22 protein-coding genes are annotated in these 26,110 nt (G+C 65.0%); 12 read left to right on the top strand and 10 right to left on the bottom strand.

Annotation, left to right across the window (positions count from 1 at the left end; translation table 11 throughout):
- Positions 1 to 71: 71 nt before the first annotated feature.
- Both ASE00_RS05225 and ASE00_RS05230 read left to right on the top strand, forming a co-directional pair.
- Complete coding sequence (locus ASE00_RS05225) at positions 72 to 2,243, top strand: TonB-dependent receptor (protein WP_082594468.1); 2,172 nt, start codon at positions 72 to 74, stop codon at positions 2,241 to 2,243.
- 91 nt (positions 2,244 to 2,334) lie between these two features.
- Positions 2,335 to 3,888: a carboxylesterase/lipase family protein gene (locus ASE00_RS05230; protein ID WP_200957876.1), complete on the top strand. Its 1,554-nt coding sequence runs from the start codon at positions 2,335 to 2,337 to the stop codon at positions 3,886 to 3,888.
- On the opposite strand, the gene ASE00_RS05235 is transcribed toward ASE00_RS05230, so the two are convergent.
- The 3 genes from ASE00_RS05235 to ASE00_RS05245 are packed head-to-tail and all read right to left on the bottom strand — an operon-like array spanning position 3,885 to position 6,474.
- A complete protein-coding gene (locus ASE00_RS05235; protein WP_056378091.1) occupies positions 3,885 to 4,346 on the bottom strand; it encodes a GreA/GreB family elongation factor in 462 nt (153 codons plus the stop codon). The two genes, ASE00_RS05230 and ASE00_RS05235, sit on opposite strands and share 4 nt — an antisense overlap.
- On the bottom strand, positions 4,343 to 5,131 hold the full coding sequence (locus ASE00_RS05240; RefSeq protein ID WP_056378092.1) for a DUF1365 domain-containing protein: 789 nt from the start codon (positions 5,129 to 5,131) through the stop codon (positions 4,343 to 4,345). Before ASE00_RS05240 ends, ASE00_RS05235 begins: the two co-directional genes overlap by 4 nt.
- Positions 5,128 to 6,474, bottom strand: a complete 1,347-nt coding sequence (locus tag ASE00_RS05245) for an NAD(P)/FAD-dependent oxidoreductase (RefSeq protein WP_235538538.1) — start codon at positions 6,472 to 6,474, stop codon at positions 5,128 to 5,130. Before ASE00_RS05245 ends, ASE00_RS05240 begins: the two co-directional genes overlap by 4 nt.
- Positions 6,475 to 6,787: 313 nt before the next feature.
- On the opposite strand from ASE00_RS05245, the gene ASE00_RS05250 reads away from it, so the two are divergent.
- From ASE00_RS05250 to ASE00_RS05260, 3 genes are all read left to right on the top strand, one after another.
- Positions 6,788 to 7,591 (top strand): DUF1295 domain-containing protein, encoded by an 804-nt coding sequence (locus ASE00_RS05250; protein ID WP_056378094.1) that lies wholly within the window; start codon positions 6,788 to 6,790, stop codon positions 7,589 to 7,591.
- Entirely contained in the window at positions 7,591 to 8,613 is a 1,023-nt protein-coding gene (locus tag ASE00_RS05255; protein ID WP_056378095.1) for an SAM-dependent methyltransferase, read from the top strand. Before ASE00_RS05250 ends, ASE00_RS05255 begins: the two co-directional genes overlap by 1 nt.
- Before the next feature lie 197 nt (positions 8,614 to 8,810).
- Positions 8,811 to 9,113, top strand: a complete 303-nt coding sequence (locus tag ASE00_RS05260) for a PspC domain-containing protein (RefSeq protein ID WP_056378096.1) — start codon at positions 8,811 to 8,813, stop codon at positions 9,111 to 9,113.
- A gap of 66 nt (positions 9,114 to 9,179) precedes the next feature.
- On the opposite strand, the gene ASE00_RS05265 is transcribed toward ASE00_RS05260, so the two are convergent.
- The gene (locus ASE00_RS05265; protein ID WP_056378097.1) at positions 9,180 to 9,554 is read right to left on the bottom strand and encodes a GFA family protein; all 375 of its coding nucleotides are present in this window, start codon (positions 9,552 to 9,554) and stop codon (positions 9,180 to 9,182) included.
- 2 nt (positions 9,555 to 9,556) lie between these two features.
- A complete protein-coding gene (locus ASE00_RS05270; RefSeq protein WP_056378098.1) occupies positions 9,557 to 9,964 on the bottom strand; it encodes a DUF2177 family protein in 408 nt (135 codons plus the stop codon).
- A 127-nt stretch (positions 9,965 to 10,091) separates the two neighbouring features.
- On the opposite strand from ASE00_RS05270, the gene ASE00_RS05275 reads away from it, so the two are divergent.
- Positions 10,092 to 11,324: a TCR/Tet family MFS transporter gene (locus ASE00_RS05275; protein WP_235538539.1), complete on the top strand. Its 1,233-nt coding sequence runs from the start codon at positions 10,092 to 10,094 to the stop codon at positions 11,322 to 11,324.
- Positions 11,325 to 11,327: 3 nt separating this feature from the next.
- Here the strand turns inward: ASE00_RS05275 and ASE00_RS05280 are convergent, their stop codons facing one another.
- Positions 11,328 to 12,098: a competence/damage-inducible protein A gene (locus ASE00_RS05280; protein WP_056378099.1), complete on the bottom strand. Its 771-nt coding sequence runs from the start codon at positions 12,096 to 12,098 to the stop codon at positions 11,328 to 11,330.
- A gap of 55 nt (positions 12,099 to 12,153) precedes the next feature.
- On the opposite strand from ASE00_RS05280, the gene map reads away from it, so the two are divergent.
- The 5 genes from map to ASE00_RS05305 all read left to right on the top strand — a co-directional run bounded on the left by map (position 12,154) and on the right by ASE00_RS05305 (position 18,532).
- Entirely contained in the window at positions 12,154 to 12,993 is an 840-nt protein-coding gene (map, locus tag ASE00_RS05285) for a type I methionyl aminopeptidase (RefSeq protein WP_082594561.1), read from the top strand.
- A gap of 155 nt (positions 12,994 to 13,148) precedes the next feature.
- Complete coding sequence (locus ASE00_RS05290) at positions 13,149 to 13,487, top strand: P-II family nitrogen regulator (RefSeq protein WP_056378100.1); 339 nt, start codon at positions 13,149 to 13,151, stop codon at positions 13,485 to 13,487.
- Positions 13,488 to 13,573: 86 nt separating this feature from the next.
- Positions 13,574 to 14,986 (top strand): type I glutamate--ammonia ligase, encoded by a 1,413-nt coding sequence (glnA, locus tag ASE00_RS05295; protein WP_056378101.1) that lies wholly within the window; start codon positions 13,574 to 13,576, stop codon positions 14,984 to 14,986.
- Between the two features lie 115 nt (positions 14,987 to 15,101).
- Complete coding sequence (locus ASE00_RS05300; RefSeq protein ID WP_056378102.1) at positions 15,102 to 16,358, top strand: multidrug effflux MFS transporter; 1,257 nt, start codon at positions 15,102 to 15,104, stop codon at positions 16,356 to 16,358.
- Between the two features lie 125 nt (positions 16,359 to 16,483).
- Entirely contained in the window at positions 16,484 to 18,532 is a 2,049-nt protein-coding gene (locus ASE00_RS05305) for a TonB-dependent receptor (protein WP_156405275.1), read from the top strand.
- Here ASE00_RS05305 and ASE00_RS05310 read toward each other — a convergent pair.
- The 3 genes from ASE00_RS05310 to ASE00_RS05320 all read right to left on the bottom strand — a co-directional run bounded on the left by ASE00_RS05310 (position 18,529) and on the right by ASE00_RS05320 (position 25,053).
- Positions 18,529 to 22,707, bottom strand: coding sequence for a translocation/assembly module TamB domain-containing protein (locus tag ASE00_RS05310; RefSeq protein WP_056378104.1), 4,179 nt, complete (start codon positions 22,705 to 22,707; stop codon positions 18,529 to 18,531). The genes ASE00_RS05305 and ASE00_RS05310 overlap by 4 nt on opposite strands.
- Positions 22,707 to 24,710, bottom strand: coding sequence for an autotransporter assembly complex protein TamA (locus ASE00_RS05315; protein WP_056378105.1), 2,004 nt, complete (start codon positions 24,708 to 24,710; stop codon positions 22,707 to 22,709). Before ASE00_RS05315 ends, ASE00_RS05310 begins: the two co-directional genes overlap by 1 nt.
- A 130-nt stretch (positions 24,711 to 24,840) precedes the next feature.
- Positions 24,841 to 25,053 (bottom strand): hypothetical protein, encoded by a 213-nt coding sequence (locus tag ASE00_RS05320; RefSeq protein ID WP_156405276.1) that lies wholly within the window; start codon positions 25,051 to 25,053, stop codon positions 24,841 to 24,843.
- A gap of 196 nt (positions 25,054 to 25,249) precedes the next feature.
- On the opposite strand from ASE00_RS05320, the gene ASE00_RS05325 reads away from it, so the two are divergent.
- On the top strand, positions 25,250 to 25,429 hold the full coding sequence (locus tag ASE00_RS05325) for a hypothetical protein (protein WP_056378106.1): 180 nt from the start codon (positions 25,250 to 25,252) through the stop codon (positions 25,427 to 25,429).
- On the opposite strand, the gene ASE00_RS05330 is transcribed toward ASE00_RS05325, so the two are convergent.
- On the bottom strand, positions 25,426 to 26,073 hold the full coding sequence (locus ASE00_RS05330) for a helix-turn-helix transcriptional regulator (protein ID WP_056378107.1): 648 nt from the start codon (positions 26,071 to 26,073) through the stop codon (positions 25,426 to 25,428). The two genes, ASE00_RS05325 and ASE00_RS05330, sit on opposite strands and share 4 nt — an antisense overlap.
- Between the last annotated feature and the right edge of the window lie 37 nt (positions 26,074 to 26,110).

A 26,110-nucleotide genomic window follows, 5' to 3' on the forward strand; every position in this document is an offset into this window, starting at 1 on the left:
GTCCTTTTCTTCGTCGAACGGAAGATTAGCACAGCCGACGAGTACGAAGCCGTACCGACGGAGGGGACATCATGACTATCAAATCCTGCATCTGGACGCCCGCCCTTGCGGCATTGAGCATCGGTATCGCCAGCCAGGCGAGCGCGCAGGCCGCCGCGACCGCAGAGTCCAACGAAGAGATCATCGTCACGGCGTCGCGGCGGGCGGAGTCGATCCGCGAAACGCCGACGGCGGTCTCCGCCTATCTGGGCAAGCGCCTTCAGGAAGCGCAGATCAGCTCGCTGAGCGAATTGGTCACGACCAGCCCGAACATCCAGATCAGCACCTATGGCAGCAATTCCAACATCGCGATCCGCGGTATTGGCAACACGCAGCTGGTGGCGGGCGCCGACCCCGGCGTCGCGCTACATGTCGATGGCGTCTATCTGGCCCAGTCTTCGCTGGCGACCGCGACCTTTCTCGACGTCAACCGGGTCGAGATCCTGCGCGGGCCACAGGGAACGCTGTTCGGGCGGAACGCGACCGGCGGCGCGATCAACATCATCCCTAACCGGCCGACGGCGGCGCTATCCGCCGGGCTTGACGTGTCGGGCGGTATCGACCCGGGGCTGATCAGGAGCTCGGCCTATATCAGTGGCCCGCTGGATGAAGCGGGCAGCCTGCGCGCACGGCTTGCGGTCCAGCAGAAATATGGCCGGGGCTTCACCAAGAACCTGGTTGCGAACGGCCCCGACCGTCTCGATGGCGAGAAGACCTATTCCGGCCGGGCGCAACTCGAATGGCTGGCATCCGACCGCTTCACTGCGCGCGTTTCGCTCGAATATCAGAAGGAGGATGACAACGGTCAGGGCTTCTTCTTCTTCGGCACCCCCGATCCGTCGATCCCCCTGCCCGCCGCCATCCAAAGCGCTGCGACCGGAGATCCGAAGAAGCGGGAGACCTATGCGAACCAGGGCAAACGCGAACTCGAGTCCAAGTCAATCCGGACCGAGGGCGAACTGCAACTGGGCGGCGGCAGCTTGCGCGCGGTCTATTCGTTCATGCGATCGTCGATTTTCCAGAATCTCGATGGCGATGCAACGCCGGTCAACTTCACCAACACCATGTTCGACCAGAGCGCGGACCAGAATTATGCTGAATTGCTTTACGCCTCGGACAGTTCGAAACCGCTAAGCGTAGTGCTGGGCGCGAACCTGTTTTCGGAGGATTTCACCCAGGATCTTGCGGTTCCGATAAGTTTCCTTCCGATACCAGTGCTGATCGCAGCGGAGATCAAGACGCGCTCCTACGCATTGTTTGCGCACGGGCAATATGCGTTCAGCCCAAGCGCCCGGCTGTTTGCCGGTTTGCGCTACAGCAACGATCGCAAGCGGATCCAGGAATCCAACAGTTTCATCGGGGCCGGCGGGCAGCGCGCCAAATGGGATCGCGTGACCTATGAAGCCGGCGCGTCCGCCGATCTGGCCGAACGAGTCACCGGCTATGTCAAATATGCGACCGGCTACAAAGGCGGCGGATTTTCGGCTGGCGGCTTGGCTCCATCCTTCAACCCCGAAACCAATTCCAGCATCGAGCTCGGCCTGAAGGGAACCTATCTCGACGGCATGCTCGATGCGAACCTCGCCGCCTTCCATATGAAATATAAGAACCTGCAGGTCAGCCAGGTGATCGGCGTAGTGTCGAGCGTGGTGAACGCCGCGCGCGCGACGATCGACGGTCTCGAACTGGAAATGACTCTGCGCCCCATGGCCAATCTGCGGCTGGAGTTCGCCGGAGCCTGGCTTCATGCGCGGTTCGACGAGTTCTTCACGCAGGACTCGGCGCGGCCGTCTTTCACGCCCGATTGTGAGACGCGCGGCGGCGTGCCGGTCTGCGGCATACAGCTGGCGGGCAACCGCCTTCCCCAAGCGCCTCGTTTCTCCGCCAGCCCGGCGATCTATTATGATCTGCCGCTGAAGGGCGGGGCGATCACGCTCGGCGCCCGATATGACTGGAAGAGCCGCTTCTACTTCACCGAGTTCAATATTCCGGTGACCGCTCAGAAGGCCGCGGGAACGCTGGATCTGTCGATCGCCTATAAGTCGGAAGATGCGCGCTGGTCGGCGAGCCTGTTCGCCCGCAATGTCACCGACGAAACGATCAAGGCCCAAGCCTATGTCAACTCGGCGCTGCTCGGATCGCTCGCGCTCGGCCAGCTTCAGCCTGGCCGCCAGATCGGCGCTTCTTTCGGCTACCGCTTCTAGGCCATTTCTGTCCGCCATGCCCGCATATGGCATGGCGGACAGACCGGTCCGACGCATTGCCTGCCTCGCTCGCGATATCCATGGAGCGTTCATGCCCGCTCATCCGATAGTAGAAACCGATGCCGGCATTTTCGCAGGACGGCGCGACGGCGATGTCCTGTCGTTCCGAGGCATTCCCTATGCCGCGCCGCCGGTCGGGGAATTACGGTGGCGGCCGCCCGTGCGATTGGCTCGTCTGGATGAAATCCAGGATGCGGCCGGCTTCGGCCCCGCATGCTGGCAGCGTCCGCCGACGCCGGGCAGTGTCTATGGCCAGATATTCGAGGCGATGGACGAGGACTGCCTGACGCTCAACATCTGGGCGAAGGAAGGCCTTGCCGATGCGCCGGTCTATGTCTGGATCCACGGCGGGGCGCTCGCGACCGGCGGCAGCGGTGATCCCATGCTTGACGGCGCGGCGATGGCGCAGCGCGGCGTGGTGGTCGTGACGATCAACTATCGTCTGGGCGTGTTCGGTTTCCTGGCGCATCCAGAGCTCAGCGCGGAAAATAGCGACGCCGTATCAGGCAATTACGGCCTGCTTGACCAGATCGAGGCGCTGAAGTGGATAAGCTGGAACATCATGGCCTTTGGAGGCGATCCGAACAACATAACGATTGCCGGGGAATCGGCGGGGGCGCTCAGCGTCCTGTTCCTGATGGCCTCGCCTGCCGCACGCGGGCTGTTTCACCGCGCCATCGCGCAAAGCGCCTATATGATCTCGATGCCCTCGCTGCGCGGACGGCGGCATGGCCATGAGCCCGCCGAGGACATCGGTGCAGCGCTGATGCGCGCACTACACTGCCGTAGTATCGCCGACATGCGAGCGATAGATGCGGGAGCCCTGACATCGGCGGCTTTTGCCGCGGGCTATGCGCCATGGCCGACCATCGACGGCGGTGTCGTGCCCGGGCAGCTGGTCGATATATTCGAGCGGGGCGAGCAGGCATTGGTACCGCTGCTCGCCGGGTTCAACCGGGGGGAAATATTGTCGATCCGCTTCCTGGTGCCCGCCGCCCCGGACAGCGCAACCGCCTATGAGAGCATGATCCGCGCTCGATATGGCGATCTCGCAGATGCCTTCCTCCAGCTATATCCCGCCTGTGATCTGGAGCAGAGCATGACCGACGCGACGCGCGACGCGATGTATGGCTGGACGGCGTTCAACGTGGTGGCCCGTCAACGCGCGGCAGGTCAACCGGCCTTCCTCTATTTTTTCGATCATAGCACAGCGGCGGCCCGCAAAAGAGGCCTGCACGCATTCCATGCCTCGGAGATTCCCTATGTGTTCGGCACGCTGGCGGACACCCCGTCGAACTGGCCTCAAATCCCCGCCACGCCGCTCGAACGGAAACTGTCGGAGCAGATGATGGATTATTGGGCGTCCTTCGCACGCTGCGGAAAGCCCGAGGCGGCCGGTGCACCGACATGGTCCCCCTATGACGATTCCGGTTTCTACATGGCGTTCGAAGCAGGCTCGCACCCTCGCCACGGTCTGCTGCCGGACATGTATGCGCTGCATGACGAGATCGTCCGGCGCAGGCGCGCTAATGGTAAGCTGCCATGGAACTGGAACACGGGAATCGCCGCACCGAAATCGGGTTAAAGGCGCGCGACCAACATCACCTCGATCGCATCGGACTTGCCCGCGAAATCAGCAAAGTCACCTTCACCGGCTCCGATCAGCGCGCGCGCGATGGGAGAAGAGAAGGAGATCAGCCCAGCCGCAGGGTCGGCCTCGTCGTCGCCGACGATCGATACCTCGGCGGCCTTGCCGTTGAGGCGGTAGCGGACGCGGGTGCCGAAGGCGGCTTCGTCGCCCGCGGCGGGCAGCTGCACCTCCATCGTCGCATGGCGGGTCGCCCAGTAACGCAGGTCGCGCTTCAGCGACTTGAGATCTTCCTCGGTGCCGCCTTTGTCGATCGCGGCTTCGAGCTCAGCGATCTTCGCCTTGATCAGGGTCGCGCCCCGTTCGGTGACGAGGTTGGGACCGGGCGGGATCGGCAGCTCGAACTTCGGCTCGAGATGCTCATCATCGCTTTCCCGGCGGAAGGCAACGCTCATGCGGCCGCCACGATCGATACGCCGTCGCCATTGGTGGCGACATGGCGACGCACGCCGATCCGCTTGAGGAACAGCCAGAGCGCTTCGACATGGATGCCCGCAACCACCTTCAGCGTCAGCAGCGGATGGCGGAGGAAGGCCTTGAACAACGCAGCATCGCTCAATTCGCGGCGCTTGCCCTGAAAGGCGGCGACGATCAGCGGGCCCTTGAGGTCTCCCCCCGCCACGACGACGCGGGTGCGCTCCATCGGCGGCTCGACGGTGAAGTCGTAACGCATGTCGAGGTCCATGAAGGGCGACACATAAAAGCTCTTGTCGCACGCTTGGCGGATCAGCTTGTCGCTGACACCGGCGTTCGCTTGCTCGGGCGTCACCGGGATCACATAGCTGTGCCGTTCCTTGAAGGTGTTGGTCACTTCATAGATCAAGGTCGCGAGGCTGCCGTCGCGGCGGTGGCAGAACCACACCGATATCGGGTTGAAGACATGGCCCAGCATTCGCGGCATCGTCAGCAAACGGATCGGCCCGCCATCGGGTTCCTGCCCGGCGCGAACCATCAGCGCCTCGATCTGCGGACGCAACGGCGCACCGCTGCGATCCGCGAAGTCCTTGTCATGGAAGGAGAAGAGATTGAAGCGGTTGCGCGAGAAGAGACGCAGCCGCCCCGCCATCGCATCGATCTCGTCGAGGTCGAACAGGCACTGGAAGATGCGGTAGCGCAGCCGGTGCGCGCGCGGACGAAAGCGCTGGTGGAACACCTCGCCCGCATAGATGGCGGATTTCACGCCGCGGCTTCCCGGCCTGGAGCAAGATCCATCGCCAACCGGCCATTGGGGTCGTCGACCGTCCAGGGGCGTTGCGCCCCCAGCATCTCCGCGACGGCAAGCCCCGATTGCAGGCCATCCTCATGGAAGCCCGCGCCGAAATGCGCTCCACAGTAGAAGGTGTTGCGCTGCCCCTGGATCGCCCAGATGCGGCGCTGGGCGTCGAGCGCGCCATGATCGAAGATCGGATGCTCGAAACTGGTGCGGTTGATCTCATGCCCCGCCCCGATCGCGCGATTGGGGTTGAGGGTGACGATCAGCGGGCGCTTCGTCTCGAAACCCTGCAGCCGGTTCATCCAGTAGCTGACGCACAGATCGCCGGTCGCGTCATTGGCGTGGCGGCGGCCGAAATAATTCCAAGCGCCCCACAGCGCGCGGCGCTTGGGCATCAGCGCCGGATCGTCATGGAGGACAACGCTGTTGGTGCTATAGCGGAAGGCCCCGAGCAGTTCGCGCTCGGCAGGGCTCGGATCGGCGAGCATCGCCAGCGCCTGATTGCCATGCGCGGCGATCACCACTTCGTCGAAGCGATCGGGATTGCCCGTGGCATCGGTGATCGTCACCTGCCCGCCCTTGCGCTCGACCTTCGCGACCGGCGTACCAAGGCGCAGTTCGCCCGCGAAATCGGCGAGCAGCTTGTCGACATAGCTCCGGCTGCCGCCGATCACCGTGCGCCATTTCGGGCGCGTGCCGAGGTTGAGCAGGCCGTGATTGTCGCAGAAGCGGACGAACGCCTCGGCCGGATAATCGAGCAGCAGTTGCGCCGGCGCGGACCAGATCGCCGCTGCCATCGGCAACAGATGATCGTCGCGGAACGCCTCGCCATAACCGCCCTGCTCGAGCATCTGGCCAAGGGTCATGTCGCCGAAGCCGCCCATCTGCGCCGCAGCCTCGCGATAGAAGCGTACGAGGTTGCGCAGCATCGACCAGAAGCGGCGCGAGAACAGGTTCGATGGCTGGGCGAACAACTGCCAGATGCGGTCGCCCGCGGCATATTCGAGCTTGCCGTCATCAAGCGACACCGCGAAGCTCATGTCGGTCACCCGCGCCGGAACGCCGAGATGGGCAAGCATCGCGATCAGGTTCGGATAGGTGCGGTCGTTAAAGACGATGAAGCCCGTGTCGACCCCCAGCGTCGATCCGTCGGGCATGTCGACGTCGATCGTGCGGGTATGGCCGCCGGGCCGCCCCTCGGCCTCGTAGAGCACGACGTCATTCTGCTTCGACAGCATCCACGCGGCGGAAAGCCCCGTGATGCCGCTGCCGATCACCGCGATCCGCTGCCCCGCGCGGCGGTTGCCCATGCTCTTCGTCCCTGTCATCTCCGCCCTGCTCTCCCGTTCGCTGCAGCTACGCCGGCCGAAGCAAATGGGTTGCGGTTCTGGCCCCACCCGACTGCTAACCCACGTTAGCGAAAGCGCAATGGCGAATATTGCTGCAACGGCTTTGCTGCGACGAACGTATATGGGTAGAGCATTTACATACCCGCTCATCCTGAGCAGGGGCTGAGCTTGGCGAAGACCCGTGTCGAAGGACCCTTCGAGACGCCATTTCGACAAGCTCAATGGCTCCTCAGGATGAGCGGGTGATGCTGGGGAACATCGGGGCAAAGGCCATATGAGCGCAATCGGCAGCATCATCATCGCATCGCTGATCATGTCGGCGATGATGGCGGCCGCCTGGGCGGTGCAGAAGCGGAGCGGCCAGTCGGGCTGGGCCGATGTCTTCTGGTCCTTCGCGATCGGGCTGGGCGGCCTGATCGCCGCACTGATGACCGCCGGCACCGCGCCGCTCGAGCGGAGCTGGCTGGTCGCTGCGATGGTCGGCTGCTGGTCGATCAGGCTGGGCTTCCACATCCTCGCGCGCACGGCCAACGCCACGTATGAAGACCCGCGCTACGCCGATCTGCGCAAGGAGTGGGGCGACAAGTTCCAGGCGCGGCTGTTCGGTTTCCTGCAAGTACAGGCGTTGTGCGGCGTCGGGCTGGTCGTCACGGTCTACGCCGCCGCGCAGCGCCCCGGCCCGGCCCTGTCGACCACCGATTATGCGGGCCTCGCGCTGCTCATCCTGTCGGTGATCGGCGAAGGCATTGCCGATCGGCAATTGCGCGCCTTCACCGCCGACAAGGCGAACCATGGCAAGGTCTGCGACACCGGCTTGTGGGGCTGGTCGCGCCATCCCAATTATTTCTTCGAATGGCTCGGCTGGGTCGCCTATCCGGTCATCGCGATCGACCTGTCGGGCGGCTGGTGGCAGGGCTGGCTGGCGCTGATCGGCCCGGCGATGATGTACTGGCTGCTCGTCCATGTCTCCGGCATCCCGCCGCTCGAAGCGCATATGCTGCGCAGCCGGGGCGACGCCTTCAAAGATTATATGGCGCGGACCAGCGCCTTCTTCCCACTACCTCCCAGGAAAAATTGATGGACTTCATCGCCGCAGCCACCGCCGCCGTCGAGCGGCTACCCCTTCCTGACGCCGTCACGCTGGCGGGTGTCGAGTTCCTCGTCGGCCGCACCGGGCGCAAGCTGGCCCGCGAACCAGAGAATAACGAAGCCTTCGCGCGGACGATGAAGGACTTCCCGATCGCGATCCACACCGACGACGCAAACACCCAGCATTATGAGGTGCCCGCCGCCTTCTTCGATCTGTGCCTGGGCCCGCGCCGCAAATATAGCTGCTGCTATTATGCCGACCCGAAAGACTCGATCGGCGATGCGGAGGAGCTGGCTCTCGCCCAGACCGCCGAGCATGCGAAGCTGGCCGACGGGCAGGAGATATTGGAGCTTGGCTGCGGCTGGGGCTCGCTCAGCCTCTACATGGCGGCGAAATATCCCAACGCGCGGATCACCGCAGTGTCCAACTCGCACGGCCAGCGCCAGCATATCGAGAAGCTCGCCGCCGCACAGGGATCGACCAATCTGAAGGTCATCACCTGTGACATGAACGACTTCCAGGCCGATGCGCAGTTCGACCGCGTCGTCTCGGTCGAGATGTTCGAGCATATGTCGAACTGGGAAGCGCTGCTCACCAAGGTGAAGGGCTGGCTGAAGCCCGATGGCTATCTGTTCATCCACATCTTCACGCATGACAAGGCGAGCTACCGCTTCGACCATGCCGACAAGGCCGACTGGATCGCGCAGCATTTCTTCACGGGCGGGATCATGCCCAGTCATGCACTGATCAGGCATTTCCCCAAGCTATTCACGGTCGAAGAGGAGTGGCGCTGGAACGGCAAGCATTATGCCCGCACCGCGTTCGACTGGCTCGCCCGTTTCGACGCGAACCAGCCTGCGATCGCCGAGATCTTTCGCCAGACCTATGGCAAGGACGCGAAGCTGTGGGAGCGGCGCTGGCGGCTGTTCTTCCTGGCAACGGCCGGACTGTTCGGCCACAAGGATGGCGTGCCCTGGGCAGTCAGCCATTACCGGCTGAAGCCGTCCTGATACCCTCCTTGAATTAGACGGCACCGCCACCGAATAGCTGGCACATTTCACCAACAGTTAGCGGTACAGTGGCCAGCCAAGGTGAAGGCAAACCGATTCCGTCCTTGAAAACTGGGATGTCCTGCATTTGGCACGCGCCGTGCACTGCAGGAAGCATCTCCGCGGCCAGGCCGGCCGCCGTACAAAGGATTGGACAGATGCCCGCTTCGAAGCCCCCCGTTTTCGCCCGCCACGACACCTTCTTCGGCGTCTGCGAGGCGCTGGGCCAGGATCTCGGCTTCAACGCCAACTATCTGCGCGTCGCCTTTGCGGTCGCAATCCTGCCTGCCCCGATGGCGGTGATCGGCATTTACTTGGCGCTCGGCGTGCTGGTCGCGCTGTCGCGCTGGCTGTTCCCGGTACGCCAAGCCGAGGCCAAAGTGGTGGAAGCACCGTCCGCAGCCCTGCCCGCTCCGCTCGAGGGACAGAATGATCAGGCGGACATGCCGCTCGCGGCCTGAGGCCCGATTTCAGTTACACGCCGGATGTGGCGCCTCCAGTGGGGGCCGCCACATTTGTTTCGGCGATCATGTGCCGGGAACATTCTCTCCCTTGCCCCAGTCCTGCCCTTCGAAGGGCGTGATCCGGACATCGAGATCCTGCCAGTCGTCGACACAGCGCAGCGAGATGCTGATCCCGTCGGGATGCGAGCGCGGCCGATAGAAGCTCTTGATCCCGCATTGCGAGCAGAAGATGTGCCGCGCCTTGCCGCTGCCGAACCGATAGGTGGTGGTATCCTTCTGCCCATCGATCAGCCGGAACTTCGTGTCGGGCACGATCAGATGCAGATAGCCGGTCATCGCGCAGATCGAGCAGTTGCAGTCGAGAACCTCGAGCGGCTCCTCGCCGACCTCGGCCTCGAACCGCACCAGACCGCAATGGCAACCACCTTCGATCTTCACGGTCAGGCTTTCACGAGCTTCCGGGTGATCGCATAGCCGCCGATCGAGGCCGTGCCCGACAGGAAGGTGCCCCACAGCATGTCGAGTATGGTGATCTTGGTCGACCAGACTACAAGCGTGGCGTGGTTGGTCAGGTCGTAGGTCGCATAGGCCATGAAGCCGAAGATCGCGCCCTTGGTCAGCGCGCCGCGCCAGCCAGCGCCGTTGAGCCCCGGCAGTACCGCGAAATAGAGCAGGCCGCCAATGTAGAGCAGATAGAAGATCACCGCGGGCTCCAACCGCGGCCGCATCGCGAGTATCGACCCGATGAGCGGATTGTAGAGCCCGGGGCCGACCTGGGTCAGCCAGACGAAATCGACAGCGGCGAAAACGGCCAGCGTGGCGATATAGGCGACGACGATGCGGATCATGCGAACCTCCCCAGGATGTCACCCCCTTCATGGACGAGTCCGCCGCCGCCGTCATCCTTGTCTTTTGGCCGGCGAGCGCCGATGAAGCGGCGCGGTGCCGGGCACCGCCATGAGATTCGGGGAATTGATGTCGGATTCAGATCGTGGCCGGGGCTCCGCGACCGTATTCATCGTCGCCACCATCCTGATCGACGCGATCGGCTTCGGTATCATCATCCCGGTGCTGCCGCGCCTCGTGATGGAGCTAGGGCATCTCAGCCTGGCCGATGCGACGCGGGTCGGCGGCTGGCTGGCGGCGGCCTATGCCGTGATGCAGTTTCTGTGCGGGCCGATGGCGGGCAATCTGGGCGATCGCTTCGGGCGGCGGCCGGTGCTGCTGCTCGCGCTCGCCGGCCTGTCGGTCGACTATGTGCTGATGGGCTTCGCGCCGAGCTTGGCCTGGCTGTTCGCCGGACGGGCGATCGCCGGAGTCTTCGGAGCTTCGTTCAGCCCGGCGACCGCCGCGCTGGCCGACATCACCGCCCCCAAGGACCGGGCGAAGCGCTTCGGGCTGGTCGGCGCGGCGTTCGGCATCGGCTTCATCATCGGCCCGGCGGCGGGCGGGCTGCTCGGCGACATCAGCCACCGCGCGCCCTTCTATGCCGCCGCCGCGCTGGCCGCGGTCAACTTCGTTTTCGGCTATTTCTTTTTCCCCGAGACGCTAGCCCCTGAAAACCGCCGCAGCTTCAGCCTGGCGCGCGCCAACCCGATCGGCGCGCTGGCCGCCGCGCGCAAGCTGCGCGGCGTGCTGGGGCTCGCCGCCGTGCTGTTGCTCTGGAACATCGCTTCGATGGTCTATCCCGCGACCTGGGCCTATTTCGCCATCGCTCAATATGGCTGGTCGAGCGGCATGGTCGGCGCATCGCTGACGATGGCGGGCATGGCGATGGTGGTGGTCCAGGGCGTGATCCTGGGCCGGGTCGTCGCGCGCTTCCGCGAGCGGCGCGCCGCGATGATAGGAACCGGCGTCGCCGCCGCCTGCTATCTCGGTTACGCGCTGGTGCCCTATGCCTGGTTCGGGCTGATCATGATCGTGGTGTCGGCGCTCCAGGCACTGGTCCAGCCCAGCCTCACCGCGCTCATGTCCAGCCGCGCGCCCGCGGACGCGCAAGGGGAGATGCAGGGTTTCATCGGCAGCCTCAACGCCATCGGCGCGATAGCCGCTCCGCTGCTGCTGAATCCGACGCTGGCCTATTTCACCGGGCCCAGCGCGCCGGTTCATTTTCCCGGCGCGGCCTTCGTCATCGCCTCGACCTTCGCCGGGCTCGCCTTCCTCGCGCTCGCCTTTGCCCGGCGCGTCCGGGACCAGCCTGGCGTATAGCGTTCAGATGCCGTCGGTCACGGGCAGGTAGCCGAGCCCCTCGAGCCCGGCCGCGATCGCCGCGATACAGGCATCGAGGATCACGGCGTCGGTCGAGCGCACCACGAAATTGGCGCCCGTCTTGCCTTCACGGAAGAAGGGATAGCTTCCGATCTGCGAACCGGCATGGGCCTTTTCGGTTTCGCGGAGCAGATCGGCGACCTCGCTTTCGGCCACCCAGCAGCCGATCGTGCGCGACAGCACCGGCTTGCCGCCCTCCAGCCGGTTCGACAAGGCATCGAGCATCATCGCGGCGATGTTGGGTACGCCCGCCAGGATGAAGATATTCCCCATCCGGATGCCCGGCGCGCCCGACATCCGATTCTCGATCAGTTCGGCGCCTTCGGGCACCCTCGCCATCCGCAGCCGCGCCTCGGTCAGCCCGCCACGCGATTCATAATAGTCCTGGAGGACGGCGCGGGCGCGCGGGTGAATCACCACCGGAACGCCCAGCGCCGCGGCGATGGCGTCGACGGTGATATCGTCATGAGTCGGGCCGATCCCGCCGGTGGTGAACAGATAGTCGTTGCGCGCCTTTAGCTGGACCACAGCCTCGCCAATCAGTGACAGATCGTCGGCTACGACGCGCACCTCGGACAGGCGTATCCCCTGAAGGTTGAGCCACAGTGCGACCTGCGAGACGTTCCGGTCCTGGGTGCGGCCCGACAATATCTCGTCCCCAATCACCAGCAGGGCGGCCGTCCAGATGCGTTCTTCGGTTTGAGGCGATGTCATGGAAGACGCCATAGCGCGCGTCTCGCCCCTCGCAAAGCGGGCGGTTTTCGCTTATATGACAATGATGACCAACTATGTGATCGCCGACGACACCATTGCCGCCAACCCGCGCAACGGGGCCATCAAGCTCCATGGCGAAGCGGGCTTCGCGGGGATGCGCGCCGCCGGGCGGCTGGCCGCCGACATCCTCGACGCACTGGCCCCGCATGTCGTACCCGGAGTCGAGACCCAGGAACTCGACCGGATCGTCTACGACATGACGATCGCGGGCGGCGCGGTGCCCGCGACTATGCATTATCGCGGCTATACGCATAGCTGCTGCATCAGCATCAACCATGTCGTCTGCCATGGCATTCCCGGGCCAAAGACGCTCAAGGAAGGCGACATCGTCAATATCGACGTCACCCCGCTGCTCGACGGCTGGCATGGCGACAGCAGCCGCATGTATCTGGTCGGCGACGTGCCCATCAAGGCGCGCCGACTGGTTGACGTCACCCATGAATGCCTGATGCTCGGGATCGAACAGGCGAAGCCCGGCAATCATCTGGGCGACATCGGTCACGCCATCCAGAAGCATGCCGAAAAGCATCGCTATGGCGTGGTCCGTGATTTCTGCGGCCACGGCCTCGGCCGGGTGTTCCACGATTCGCCCGAGGTGGTGCATGTCGGTCGCCCCGGCACCGGCCCCGAACTCCGCCCCGGCATGTTCTTCACGATCGAGCCGATGATCAACATCGGCCGGGCCGACGTGAAGCTGCTCGATGACGGCTGGACGGCGGTGACGCGCGACCGCTCGCTCTCGGCGCAGTTCGAACATTCGATCGGAATCACCGAGGACGGTTGCGAGATTTTCACGCAGAGCAGCCGCGGGCTGGACAAACCACCCTATAGCTGATCAAAAACTGCCCATTTTTCAGGCAGATTGTCGATATATGCCGGGTTTTGCGGCAATGCGGCAGAATATCTCATCGTTCTGCCCCAGCATCCTTGCGACTCGCATTCTGGCACGCTTATTGAAGGCCCGCATAGCGCTGGCCGGGGAGGGCTCAGGTGAAAAAGATTGAAGCGATCATCAAGCCGTTCAAGCTCGATGAGGTCAAGGAAGCCCTCCACGAAGTGGGCGTTTCCGGCATCACGGTGACCGAAGCGAAGGGATTTGGCCGTCAAAAGGGCCATACCGAGCTTTACCGCGGTGCGGAATATGTTGTCGATTTCCTGCCCAAGGTGAAGCTGGAGGTTGTCGTCGAAGACAGCCTGGCCGATCGCGTGGTCGAGGCGATCGCATCCGCGGCGCAGACGGGTCGCATCGGCGACGGCAAGATCTTCATCCTGCCGGTCGAAGGCGCGGTCCGCATCCGGACTGGAGAGAGAGACGCCGACGCGATCTGATTGCGCAAGCGAGGATCAGCTGCAGGCAGGGCGCAACGACCGCCCATGGATATTTTACGGTTTTTCTGACGGGGAAGGCAAGACATATGGCTAACAAGCCCGCTGACGTTCTTAAGGTCATCAAGGACAAGGAGATCGAGTGGGTCGACCTCCGTTTCACCGATCCGAAGGGCAAGTGGCAGCATCTGACGATGTGCGCCGGTGTCGTCGGCGAGGATGAGCTGAGCGACGGCTTCATGTTCGACGGTTCGTCGATCGAGGGCTGGAAGGCCATCAACGAGTCCGACATGATCCTGAAGCCCGATCTCGACGCGATCTGGGTCGATCCCTTCTCGGCCACGCCGATGCTGATCCTGGTCTGTGATATCGTCGAGCCTTCGACCGGCGAGCTCTACACCCGCGATCCGCGTTCGACCGCGAAGCGCGCCGAGGCCTATGTGAAGTCGATCGGTATCGGCGACACCGTCTATGTCGGCCCGGAAGCCGAGTTCTTCATGTTCGACGACGTCCAGTTCGATACGAACTACAGCTCGAGCTATTACAAGCTCGACGATATCGAACTGCCGACCAACACCGGCAAGGCGCTCGAGGGCGGCAACCTCGGCCATCGTCCCCGCGCCAAGGGCGGCTATTTCCCGGTCGCCCCGGTCGACAGCGCCGTGGACATCCGCGCCGAGATGGTTTCGACCATGCTCGAAATGGGCCTGCCCTGCGACAAGCACCACCATGAGGTCGCTGCGGCCCAGCACGAGCTCGGCCTGACCTTCGGCACGCTCGTCACCACCGCCGACCGCATGCAGATCTACAAATATGTCTGCTGGCAGGTCGCTCAGGCGTACGGCAAGACCGTTACGTTCATGCCGAAGCCGATCAAGGAAGATAACGGCTCGGGCATGCACACCCACATGTCGATCTGGGACAAGGGGAACCCGCTGTTCGCCGGCAATGGCTATGCGGGCCTGTCGGACATGTGCCTGTACTTCATCGGCGGCGTCATCAAGCACGCCAAGTCGCTCAACGCCTTCACCAACCCGACCACCAACAGCTACAAGCGCCTGGTGCCCGGTTACGAAGCTCCTGTGCTGCTCGCCTATTCGGCGCGCAACCGTTCGGCTTCGTGCCGCATCCCCTATGGCGCGGGCGCCAAGGCGAAGCGCGTCGAGTTCCGTTTCCCCGACGCGATGGCCAATCCCTATCTCTGCTATGCAGCGCTGCTGATGGCCGGCCTCGACGGCATCGAGAACAAGATCCACCCGGGCGAGGCGATGGACAAGAACCTCTATGATCTTCCGCCGGAAGAGCTGGCCGAGGTTCCGACCGTCTGCGGTTCGCTGCGCGAAGCGCTGAACAGCCTGGCGGAAGACCATGCCTATCTCGTCAAGGGCGGCGTGTTCACCGAGGACCAGATCGAGGCCTATATGGAGCTCAAGTGGCCGGAAGTCGCTCGCTGGGAAATGACCCCGAGCCCCGTCGAGTTCGACATGTACTACTCGTCCTGATCCGTCAGCGAGCGTTACGGAAAAGGGCTCCGGGGCACATGCCCCGGAGCCCTTTCTCTTTTGGTTGCCAGCCCCTCCCCTGCCCCCTATCCGCTCCTCACCGTCAGGACCGTCCATGAACCAGCTCGACATCTCCAGCGCCGACCAGGCTCGCCACGGACTGCGCTTCCGCGAATTCGTCGGACTGATGGCCGCGTTGATGGCGGTAAACGCGCTGAGCATCGACATCATGCTGCCCGCTCTGTCGGTGATCGGCAGGGACCTCGGCATCGCCGTGGAAAATCACCAGCAGCTGGTGCTGTCGGTCTATGTCGGCTGTTTCGGGCTGGGGCAGCTGATCTATGGCCCGCTGGCCGACCGTTATGGCCGCCGTCCCGTGCTGCTCGGCGCGATGATCGTCTTCGCGCTGACGAGCGTCATCGCCGCACTGGCCAACAGCTTCGAAACATTGCTGCTTGCCCGCGCCTTCCAGGGCCTATCGGCAGCGGCGTCCCGTATCCTATCGACGTCCATCATTCGTGATTGCTATTCCGGGCGGCGAATGGCCCGGGTGATGTCGCTCGCCTTCATGGTCTTCCTGTCGGTGCCGGTGCTCGCGCCGACGATGGGGCAGCTCATCCTGCTCGTCGCACCATGGCACTGGATATTCTATTTTCTAGCCGGCTTCGGGCTCTTCGTGATGCTTTGGGCGGGCCTCAGGCTGCCTGAAACGCTGGACCCCGCCCTGCGGCGGCCGATCAATATCCGCATGATCGCAACGGGTGCGAAGAAGGTCGTCAGCAACCGTTACTCGATCGGCTACGCGATTGCCGGTTCCTGCGCCTTCGGCGGAATGTTCGGGTTCCTCAACTCGATCCAGCAGATCATCGAACATGTCTTTCATGCGCCCAAACTGCTCGCGCTGTGCTTCGCGATCATGGGCGGGATGATGTCCGTCGCCGCGCTCGTCAATTCCCGCATCGTCGAGCGGCTGGGCAGCCGCCTCGTGTCGCACGCCGCGCTGCTCGGCTTCATCCTGGTCTGTGGCATCAGGCTGGCCGTCGTGCTTATGGGTTGGGAAAGCCTGGTGAGCTTCACGCTGCTGAGCGGGCTGACCTTTTTCCTGATCGGGCTGGTAGGTTCCAATTTCAACGCCATCGCGATGGAACCGATGGGCGATCTGGCGGGCATGGCATCCTCGGTTCAGGGATTTCTCGGGATGATGGTCAGCACGGGGGTCGGGCTGGCGATCGGGCAGTCCTTCGCCGGATCGACCCTGCCGCTGGCGCTGGGGTGCCTGCTCAGTTCACTGGCGGCGCTGATCATCATATTGTTGGTCGAGCGCGGACGGCTTTTCCACGGCCGTCATCCGATACCGACACCAGCCCCCTGAGCGAACCCGGGCATGCTTCGGACGATCGATCGACCAACAACCTGAGCCTTCGACCAACGCGCTGTCTGCTGCGGCGCGATGTACCGTAGATGCGATGGGGTGTCAGCAAAGCCTCATACGCCGTCGTGACGGCCCGCCTTCGCTTCCTCGCCGTGACGGCGGCGCTGCTTGCCATGCCTGCGCCAGCCGCCGCGCAGGTCAGCCGAACACAGGGTCAGCTGGTCTATCCCGTCAGCTTCTTCGCAACCTTCTCGCCCGCCAATGCGCTGGAGATCGTCAACCGCGTCCCCGGTTTCGTGCTGGAGAAGGTCGAGGAGGATATTCGCGGTTTCAGCCAGGCTGCGGGCAATGTCGTGATCAACGGCCAACGCCCCAGTTCCAAGTCCGAGACGATCGACGTGATCCTGGCGCGGATCCCGGCCAACAGGGTGCTGCGGGTAGAAGTAGGATCGGGCGAGCGCTTCGGATCCGAATATTCGACCAAGGCGCAGGTGCTGAACCTGATTCTCAGCGACGCCGGCGGCATCGCCGGAACGGTCGAGGCGAGTCTGAAGCGCGACTTCAGCGGGCGCTATTTTCCGGCGGGCAGCGCATCGGCGCTGGTCAAGCGCGGCCGGTCGAGTTTCAACGTTTCGGCCTCGCTGACCAACGACCAGTCCGCCGATGGCGGCACCGACACGATCACCGCCCTGCCCGGCGGCGCGCTCCGCGAATCACGGGTGAAGCTGAATCGGCAGAAGGAACCCTATGCGTCGGTGTCGGGATCATGGGCTTTCGACGACGGCACGAGTCGCACCGCCCATCTCAACGGCCGCTATTCGCGCGACTGGTTCTACCTCGACCAGAGCAACGCCGTGACCCCGGTCGGCGCCCCCGCCCGCAACGACATCCTCACCCAGCGCTACCATCGCCGCGATTTCGAGATCGGCGGCGACGTGACGCGGCCGCTGGCGGGCGGGGGAATCAAGCTTATCGGATTGATCACCCGGCGGAAGCGCGACAATGACGATGTGGCGCTGTTCCGTCCCGGCGGCGTCGTCGCCGGGGGATCCGAACAATCGCTCGAAGACGAGAAGGCGGAGAGCCTCGCGCGGCTCGTCTGGAACCGCGCGGACCTGCACGGCTGGTCGGTCGAGCTGGGCGCCGAAGGCGTGCTCAACAAGCTCGACAGCGATGTCGGCCTGTTCGACGTCGCCGCCGACGGCACGCGCAGCCGCATCGACCTGCCGATCGATCAGGCGGTGGTGCGCGAGAAGCGCGGCGAGCTGTTCGTCAATGCGGGCCGTCCGCTGACCGGACGGCTGCGCCTCGACCTGGGGCTAACCTATGAGACGTCGAGGCTGACGGTGCGCGGCGATGCCCGCGCGGACCGGTCGCTGAGCTTCCTGAAGCCCAAGGCAACGCTCGACTGGCGCTCGGGTGGCGGCTGGCATGCGCAGCTATCGCTGGCGCGAACCGTCGCGCAACTGCAGTTCGAGGACTTCATCAGCGTGGCAACCCTGTCGAGCGGACAGGTGGAGGGCGGCAACGCCGATCTGGTGCCGCAGCGCGCCTGGGAGCTGCTCGCGACGGTCGAGCGGCCGATATTGGGCAATGGCCTGATCAAGATCGAGCTGGGCCATAATCGCATCTCAAAGCTTCAGGACCGCATTCCGACGCCCGAGGGCTTCGACGCCCCCGGCAATCTGGGCAGCGCAAGGCAATGGATTGCGCGGGCGAAACTCGATGCTCCGCTCGGCCGTTTCGGGGTGAAGGGCGGACGCCTGACCCTCTACGGATCCTATGTCGGCAGTTCGGTGACCGATCCCTATACGCTGCGCAGCCGCCCCTTCTCCGAACATCGCGCCTTTGCCTATGAGGCGGAGTTCCGGCAGGATCTCGGCCGGTTCGCCTGGGGCATAGAAGCCGAGGGCGTCACGCATGCCACGGCCTTCCGCCGTGACGAACTCGACCGCTTCTATGAAGACCCGACCGTCGACATTTTCGCCGAATATCGCCCCAGCGCGCGCACGACGCTGAACCTCACGCTCGGCAACATCCTCCAGGCGAAGATCGGCCGCCGCCGCACCTTCTTCACGCCGGATCGGACCAATCCCGATCCGAGCGGCCAGGAACTCCGCATCCGCAACCGGCACATCCTGCCGATGGTGAAGTTCAAGCACAGCTTCGGCTAATAATCCTTCGACACTTTCACGCTCGCGCTCTGGCGCCCGATGGTGGAGATGCTCGACAGCAGCGACAGCCAGCGGGTGATCTGGAACTCGACGCGGGTCGCCGAATAGCCCTGCCCGTCGCTGATCACCTCCACATAGGTGCGCCGCCCGATATATTTGCCCGCAGCCACCGCGGTGCCCGCGCCGATCGTCGGATCGGCGGGCAGGATGCGCAGCCGGTCGAGCCCGGCGGCGCGGCGCACCGCATTTATCGGGTTGAGCCCCCCGCCCCCGCCGCGCAGCGAGCCCACCGCCGCGGCCAGCTGCAGCGCTTCGGGTGCGGACAGGTTGGTGATCGAGGTGCCGAACAACAGCCGCGACAGCAATTCGTCCTCGGGCAGCGCGGGAATGCTGGTGAAGTTGATCTCGGGCTTCTGACCGGTACCGCTGACCGTGATCGTCGCGCTGACGCCGTTGAGATTGGCCTTGGCCTGGATGTCGAGCAGCGGATCCGGCGGCGCTTCGCCGAGGAAGCGGATCGCGCCGCGGTCGAGATCGAAGCGCCGCCCGGCGAATTCATAGCCGCCGCGAACGAGATCGATCCGGCCGGTGATCGCAGGATTGTCGATCGTCCCGCCGAGATCGAGCTTGCCGCGCCATTCGCTGTCGAGGCCGAGGCCGGTCACCGCCAGCTGGTTGCGCGAGTCGAGCTTGATGTCGAGCCGCCATGGCGCGCGGCGGACGACCACACCGTCGTCATCGGGGCGGTTGAGCTCGATCGTCTCGAACTGCGGAATCGCCGCGACCGCCGCCGCCCGGCCGAGCTGGAACCGCCCGCGCACCAGCCGCATGTCGCCGGCGATGGTTCCGCCGTTACCGTCGGACTTGATCGTCATCGGCCCGGTGAGCGTTGCGCCGATATCGTCGCGGCTGAGCAGCAGTGCATTGTTCGCGTCGATCGCAACATCCATGCCCAGCCCCTTGCCGCCGGCGAAATCGAAGGTCGCCCGGCCGGCGACGGTGCCGCCGCCGCGCGTCTGACCCGATAATTTGTCGATCAGCAGCCGCGAGCCGTCGAAGCGGCCCGCCGCCGCGATCTTGTTGATCACCGTGCCGGTCACTGCGCTTTCCAACCGCGCATCGGTCGAGCGCAGCGATCCGCGGATGACCGGGTTGGCGCCGGTGCCGCTGATATCGGCGCCGATCGAGACGGGCCCCGAGATGTCGATGGTCTCGATTCCGATCAGCCGCCATAATGTGTCGGCCGGGCCGCCATACCGAATTTGCGCGAACAGGTTGCCGGCGCGCAACCGATCGGGCAGCGCGCCGCCGACCGGCAGATTGGTGATCCGCGCCTGCCCCCGGCCGATCACCTTGCCGCCGCTTGACACAACCGCGCGCGCCGCCGCGACCCGGTCGGTCAGGACGCCGGATACGGCGACGTCGGCAGGCCGCGAGGTGAGCACCAGGCCCGAGCGCGAAAGCCCGGCGATCTTCAGATTCGCCCGCCCGGTGGGGATGCGCGCGCCGCGTTCGAGCCGGTAGTCGACGTCGCCCGTCGCGATGCCCGACAGACCGAGCTGCGGGAAGAAGATGTCGAGTACCGACAGCGGCATCGATTGGACGCCTGCCCGGACCTCGTTGGCGGCGCCGCCGAACCGGCCGGCCAGGGTCGCCTTTCCACCTGCGAAGGCGAGCTGGGTCGGCTCGAGCCGCCAGGCATCGCCGTCGCGATGCAGCACCGCCGGGGTCTCCAGCCGGATCGGGCGGCGATCGATCGCGCCTTCGGCGGTCAGCGTGACATTCTCGGGCGTGAAGCGGCTGACCGCCGTCAACTGGAAGCCGCGCCCGCGCGATCCCGAAAGATTGGCGGTGATGCTGCCGCTGCCCCCGTTCATCCGCATCTCGGCCCGGCCGCGCGCCAGGCTGACGCCGTTCATCGTCGCACCCAGCACATTGGCGGTCCCGTTGATCTGGACGCCCGCCGGATCGAGCAGCACGGTGCCGTCGATCCGCCCGCGCCCGACCGTGAAGGGCATCGGGCCGGCGAAGCTCGCCCGCTGCGCGCGCAGATGCCCCTCGATCTTCTGCAGGCCGCGCTCGACCGAGAAAAGCAGCGGCCCGGTCATGGTGCCGCCCGCCAGGTCGATCCGTCCCGTGAAGCCGCCCGGATCGGATCGCAGGGTGCCGCCGCCCTTGGCGCCGCTCACCGCAACCTCGGCAACCGCGATCGTGGCGGGCTGACCCGCGGGGAGCAGGATCGCGCCGTTGCTGTCCCAGGGGCCGAGATGCGATCCGCCTGTCGCGGCATAGCTGAAGCCCTGCGGGGTCGGATCAAGCTTCACCGCGACATTTGTCAGGCCAAGCGCCTCGATCGGCGCGGCGAGCAGCAGGTCTATCTTCGGCCGGCTGATATTGCCGTCGAGGGTCAGCTGTACCGGGCCATAGCTCGCCTGTGTGCCGCTGCCCTTGAAATAGAAGGTGCCGTCGCGGCGGCGGAAGCCATTGCCGATGAGCCAGATCGACGGGCCGGTCAGCACCAGCCGTTCGAAATGCAGTACGCCATCGGGCCCGCGCCGCAGCCGTGTGTCGATCGACGGCAGGCCGCCCGCCAGTGACCGCAGAAAGGCATTGTCGAAGCGGCGCACCCAGGCCCGCCCCCGGCCCGCGACCATCGTCCCCCGCCCATTCGCGCCGGGCACGACCTTGAGCTCCGAATTGACGTCGACAATTCCGATGCCGGGAATGAAATAGCGAAGCAGCTTGCCGGTCAGGGCGACGTCATATTGACCGGTGCGCAGATCGAGGCGCAGCGAAAGCTTGCCGCTCAGCTTGTCCGAACTGAGCTTGAGTACGTTGCCAGTCACCATATTCGCCGTGACGAGCAGCACGCCGTCGACCTTGAGATTGCCGAGAATGCCCCCCGCAACATCGCCGACGCCGGTAACGCGCCGGGCAGACAGGCGCACCGGCAATTTCACCAGCGCATTCGAAAGATGCCCTCTGCCATCAGCGCGGACGACATCGAAGCCGGTATTGTCGAACGCGACATGATCGGCGGTCAGCGCATATCCATAGGCAGCGGTGCCGAACGGCCCGTCAAAGGTTGCGTGCAGCCTTATGTTGCGGCCCGTCATATTCGGAAACATCGCGGGCGGCTTGAGCAGTCGCCCGTCGACGACCACGCCGATGAAGGCGCTTTCGGCAAGGTCGAGCGTGCCCGACGCCGCGAAGCTGATCGCCGGCGTGTCGACCGCCAGATTGCCCTCGAGCTTGCGCTCGGCCAGCGTCGCCGCTCCGCTGATCCGGACGACCGGCGCGGTGAGCCGCTGGAGCTTGCCCTTGAGGAAGCTGCTCGGCGCAAGCTGGCCGGCGAGCGCATATTTTCCGTGGTCTGCGGTCAGGCCCAGTTCGATCAGCCGGATGTCGCCGACGTCGAGCGTCGTTCGACCCTTCCAGCCGCTCCATGTCCCCGTTCCCGAGATGACGCCGTCGACCGGCCGTTTCCATCCCGTGACGCCAGCGATCACCCCATCGGCGGGCCCTTCGATCTTGGCGTCTATGTCGAAACGATCGCGATCGGGCTCCGAATCGAGCTGAAGCCGTACCCGATCACGCCCATTGGACGACCCCGCCAGTTTGAGGAGGACACGCCCATCATGAATGTCGGCCTCCGCTTCGATCCGCGCGACCAGCCGCCGTCCCGCGACGGGCGGATCGAGGCGGAGATGGCGAATCGCCAGCTTGCCAACATGGATGTCGAAGCCGGGGAGCAAAGGCCCCTTCTTCGGCGACGGCTTCAGCTTGGGCAAACGGTGCAGGATCAGCAGATCGGTCTCGGCGCTGCGGATCCACAGCTTATTGGCGATCCACGCCGCCGGCCGCCAGTCGAGGTCGATCTCCGGCGCTTCGAGGAATAGTCCCTGGCTGTCATAGAGGCGCAGATCCCGCAGCCGCGCCCTGTTCCAGATCGACCCGTCGATCCGCCCGATCTTGATCCGCAGGCCCGACGACGGCTTCAACGCGGTGATCCGGTCGATGATCAGCCGGTGGCCGGGACCACTGTCGAGTAGCCAGATCGCCGTCGACAGCAGCAGCAGGACCGACAGCAGGCCGATAGCGAAAACGCGCAGGACGGGATGGCGGCGGCCCCAGCCGCTCACCCTATCCCCGACCATGGCGGCTTCGCCCGACATCAGAAGGCCTGCCCCAGCGAGACATAGATCGCGACCCGCGAATCCCCCTTGCGGCGGTCGATCGGCGTGCCAACGTCGACGCGGATCGGCCCGAAGCTGGTATAATAGCGCACGCCGAGGCCCGCGCCGTAGCGCAGGTTGCGGAAGGTGGGCAGCTTCGCCGAATAGAGATTGCCCGCGTCGAGGAACGGCACCACGCCGAAGTCGCCGAAGCGGACGCGCGCCTCGATCGAGAATTCGGCAAGGCTGCGCCCGCCCGCCGGATCACCGTTGACGTCGATCGGCCCGATCTTCTGATAGCCGAAGCCGCGCACCGATCCTCCGCCGCCCGCATAGAAGCGCCGGGTCGGCGCGATCCGCTCGGCCGATGCGCCGATGATCGAACCCAGCCGCGCCCGGCCCGCGATCACCGTGCGCCCGCCAACCGGCAGATAGGTGCTGCCGTCGACCTGCGCCTTCACATAGCCGAAGGCACTGCCCTGCAACGACAATTCGGGCGAAACGCGCGCCGCCAGCCGATAGCCCCGGCTCGGGTTCAGCAGGTCGTCCGATCCGTCATAGGACAGGCTCGATGGTAAGGCACCGGTCAGATATTGGCGGCGGCGTGGGGCACCGGTGGCCTTGACGGTATCATCTTCCTTCGATGCGGTGAGCTCCGCGCCGTAGGACCAGGTCCATTTCTTCTGCCAGATGATGTTGGTCTGCCGCTCCAGACCCGCTGCGAGCGTGACCGAACGCGCTTCGAACGCATTCTCCTGAAGATGGCTGAACAGCAGCTGCCCGGTCAGGACCCGGTCGCGCGCCTTGTAATTGTTGCGGCGAAGCACCGCGCCCAGCGACTGCTCCTGCGTTCCCAGCACGCCCCGGAAGGTGACGCCGCCCTCGGGCCGGATCAGGTTGCGATGCTGCCAGCTGGCCTCGAGCCGGTAGCCCTCGCCGGTGCCATAGCCGATCGCACCCGATATGGTGCGCGGCGGCGCAGGCTCCAGCTTGACAGCGATGTCGACGACTTCGGGATTGGCGGTGGCAACCGGCTTGATCGTGACCGAAGAGACGAGGCTGGTCTGGATCAGCGCGCGGCGGAAATCGTCCATCTTCGCCGCATCATAGACATCGCCCGACCTGAAGCGCGCGATCCGGCCCAGATGCTTGGCGCTGAACAGCTTGCGGTCTTCGATGACGATGTTGCCGATCCGCTGCGCGCGGCCGCTGTCGACCTGCATCGCCAAGGCGACATGATGCTCGTCATGATCGACGGTGAGCTTCGGGTCGCCGACCTTGGCGAAGACGAAGCCCTTGCGGCCCAGCTCGGCCTTCAGCGCGGCCTGTCCGGCTGCGATCCGGTCCGAATCGGCGGGGCCCCCAACCTCCAGGCCAAGGGCCCGCCGAAGCTCATCGCCATCGCCGCCTGCCTGCTCGATGCCGGGCAGGTCGATCGCCGACAGCGTGTACAGCGCGCCCGGTTCGACGTTGAGCGTCACCGCCAGCCGCCCGGTGCTCTCGTCCTCGATCCGCGTGGTGATGTCGGCGTCGTAGAAGCCGGCGGCGCGCATCAGCTGCTCGAGCAGCGCCTCGTCCTGACGCGCGCGCCGATCGATCTGCGCGGTGTTGCCGGCGCCCTTGCCCTCCTCCAGCGCGGACAGCGTGCGGAAGCGGGTACGGATGGACGTTTCGGTTTCCGGCGGCAGCCCCTCCTGCCCGCTCAGCCCGTCGATCGCGACCCGGTAGCGGCGATCGGCCTGGGAATCGGCAGCCTGTGCTTCAGTAGGCGTCGGCGTAGCGGCCGTTCCAGTCTCCGCAGGTTCGGCAGCATCGAGCGGATCGGGCCAGGCCACCTCCATGTCGGGCAGCGGCGCCATCTCGCTCGACGGGTCGAGATCGGGCAGCGCCGCCTGATCCCCGGCGGGCGGCGCGACGGGTTGCGCCTGTGCCGCAACCGACACGCACATCATCGCACCCAGAATGATCGAGGGAGCACGGGGCAGCGTGCGGGGAGCACTCATGGCGCGACCCTAGCGACAGCCCGTGCCGCCCGCCAGAGGCTAGTGACGCGATGCTGGCCGATCCGGGATTCAGCGTAGTCGAAACGTGCGGAGCAGCGGGGCGCGGCGCACGCGCGGTATCGGCCAATGCCTAGTGGACAGTCCCGACCGCCGCCTCCTGGCTGAGCACCAGCAGGAAGCGTTCGATCTGCCGCCATTCGCAGAAACGAATCGCGTTGCCGAGTTCACGATAATGACGGCTGCGCGCCGCCGCCTCGTCGATCGCCATCATGCCGAATTGAGCGAGGAGATCCTCGGCCTGGGCGATGCTGCTGCGATTGGCGATATAGAACAACTCTTCCAAGCGAGTGACCCCGGTGTAAGCATACTAAGGCCCCTCACCACTCAAGCCATGTGCCAGAAAATGAAAAATGGCGGAGTTCCGCCACTTGAATGGTCGACAATGGGTTTACCAAATCCCGCAGCGGCACAGGCCGTCCCGATATGACACGCCCGGGACATATCTGGCGCAATCCGGCCTGCCGTGGCATGGGGCGCGGATGGAACAGCAAAGCGGCAACGCCTCGCGCGCCGGGGGCGCGATCATCGCCTTCTCGATCCTGGCCGGAGCGATAACGGGCAATCATTTCGGCCAGCCGTCGATCGGCATGGTGACCGGCACCGCGATCGGCGTCGCGATCTCGCTGGCGCTATATCTCTATGATCGCACGCGCCGCTAAAGCTTCCGCCCGCACCACAAGACCCGGCCAATCACGGCCAGCGCAGCGGGATCATAATCGACGATATCCGGGTAAGCGTCATTGTCGCTACGGATGACGAGCGGCCCCGCCCCCTCGCGGACCAGCCGTTTGACGACCAGCATATCATCGAGCCGCAGCACATAGATCGCCCCCGAGCGGATCGTCACGGCATCGCGGTCGACCAATATGTCGTCGCCGTCCTGCAGCGTGGGTTCCATCGAGGCGCCCGTCACGCGGATGATCGAGGCGCGGCTGGCCCGCTTCACTCCCAGCGCCCGCAGCGTCGCGGCATCGAAACCGATCGGCGGCCCCTGCTCCTCGATCTCGGCGACTGCGCCGGGGCCGGCTGACGCGCCGATATCGACCCGGGGAACAGCCAGCAACCCAGGCGCGGGCTCCGCGACGGCACCGGAGCGCCCGCCCAGCCGTTCCTCCGGCACGCGAAAATAGGCCGCCAGCCGCAGCCGGTCCTCCTCCGACAACCGCCGTGGTGTGCCGCGCTTGATATATTGCTGGATATAGGCCGGGTTGCGGCCGAGCAGCCGCGATATGGCGCTGTAATCCTCGCCATGCTTGCGGATCAGGGCGTCGAGCGCCTCACGGACTTCATCGGCCATCTCCATCCAATACCGATAGGATTTTTCCTAGACAAGTAGGGAA

It is taken from the genome of Sphingomonas sp. Root710, assembly GCF_001429065.1.
In the GTDB taxonomy this organism is placed as follows: domain Bacteria; phylum Pseudomonadota; class Alphaproteobacteria; order Sphingomonadales; family Sphingomonadaceae; genus Rhizorhabdus.

Bases quoted from the DNA above. Each gene is read 5' to 3' on its own strand.
- map (WP_082594561.1), top strand. From the start codon at position 12,154: ATGACAATGATGACCAACTATGTGATCGCCGACGACACCATTGCCGCC.
- glnA (WP_056378101.1), top strand. From the start codon at position 13,574: ATGGCTAACAAGCCCGCTGACGTTCTTAAGGTCATCAAGGACAAGGAG.
- ASE00_RS05325 (WP_056378106.1), top strand. From the start codon at position 25,250: ATGGAACAGCAAAGCGGCAACGCCTCGCGCGCCGGGGGCGCGATCATC.
- ASE00_RS05245 (WP_235538538.1), bottom strand. From the start codon at position 6,474: ATGGGCAACCGCCGCGCGGGGCAGCGGATCGCGGTGATCGGCAGCGGC.
- ASE00_RS05260 (WP_056378096.1), top strand. From the start codon at position 8,811: ATGCCCGCTTCGAAGCCCCCCGTTTTCGCCCGCCACGACACCTTCTTC.
- ASE00_RS05310 (WP_056378104.1), bottom strand. From the start codon at position 22,707: ATGTCGGGCGAAGCCGCCATGGTCGGGGATAGGGTGAGCGGCTGGGGC.
- ASE00_RS05235 (WP_056378091.1), bottom strand. From the start codon at position 4,346: ATGAGCGTTGCCTTCCGCCGGGAAAGCGATGATGAGCATCTCGAGCCG.
- ASE00_RS05280 (WP_056378099.1), bottom strand. From the start codon at position 12,098: ATGACATCGCCTCAAACCGAAGAACGCATCTGGACGGCCGCCCTGCTG.
- ASE00_RS05250 (WP_056378094.1), top strand. From the start codon at position 6,788: ATGAGCGCAATCGGCAGCATCATCATCGCATCGCTGATCATGTCGGCG.
- ASE00_RS05300 (WP_056378102.1), top strand. From the start codon at position 15,102: ATGAACCAGCTCGACATCTCCAGCGCCGACCAGGCTCGCCACGGACTG.
- ASE00_RS05270 (WP_056378098.1), bottom strand. From the start codon at position 9,964: ATGATCCGCATCGTCGTCGCCTATATCGCCACGCTGGCCGTTTTCGCC.
- ASE00_RS05255 (WP_056378095.1), top strand. From the start codon at position 7,591: ATGGACTTCATCGCCGCAGCCACCGCCGCCGTCGAGCGGCTACCCCTT.
- ASE00_RS05330 (WP_056378107.1), bottom strand. From the start codon at position 26,073: ATGGAGATGGCCGATGAAGTCCGTGAGGCGCTCGACGCCCTGATCCGC.
- ASE00_RS05225 (WP_082594468.1), top strand. From the start codon at position 72: ATGACTATCAAATCCTGCATCTGGACGCCCGCCCTTGCGGCATTGAGC.
- ASE00_RS05315 (WP_056378105.1), bottom strand. From the start codon at position 24,710: ATGAGTGCTCCCCGCACGCTGCCCCGTGCTCCCTCGATCATTCTGGGT.
- ASE00_RS05275 (WP_235538539.1), top strand. From the start codon at position 10,092: ATGTCGGATTCAGATCGTGGCCGGGGCTCCGCGACCGTATTCATCGTC.
- ASE00_RS05230 (WP_200957876.1), top strand. From the start codon at position 2,335: ATGCCCGCTCATCCGATAGTAGAAACCGATGCCGGCATTTTCGCAGGA.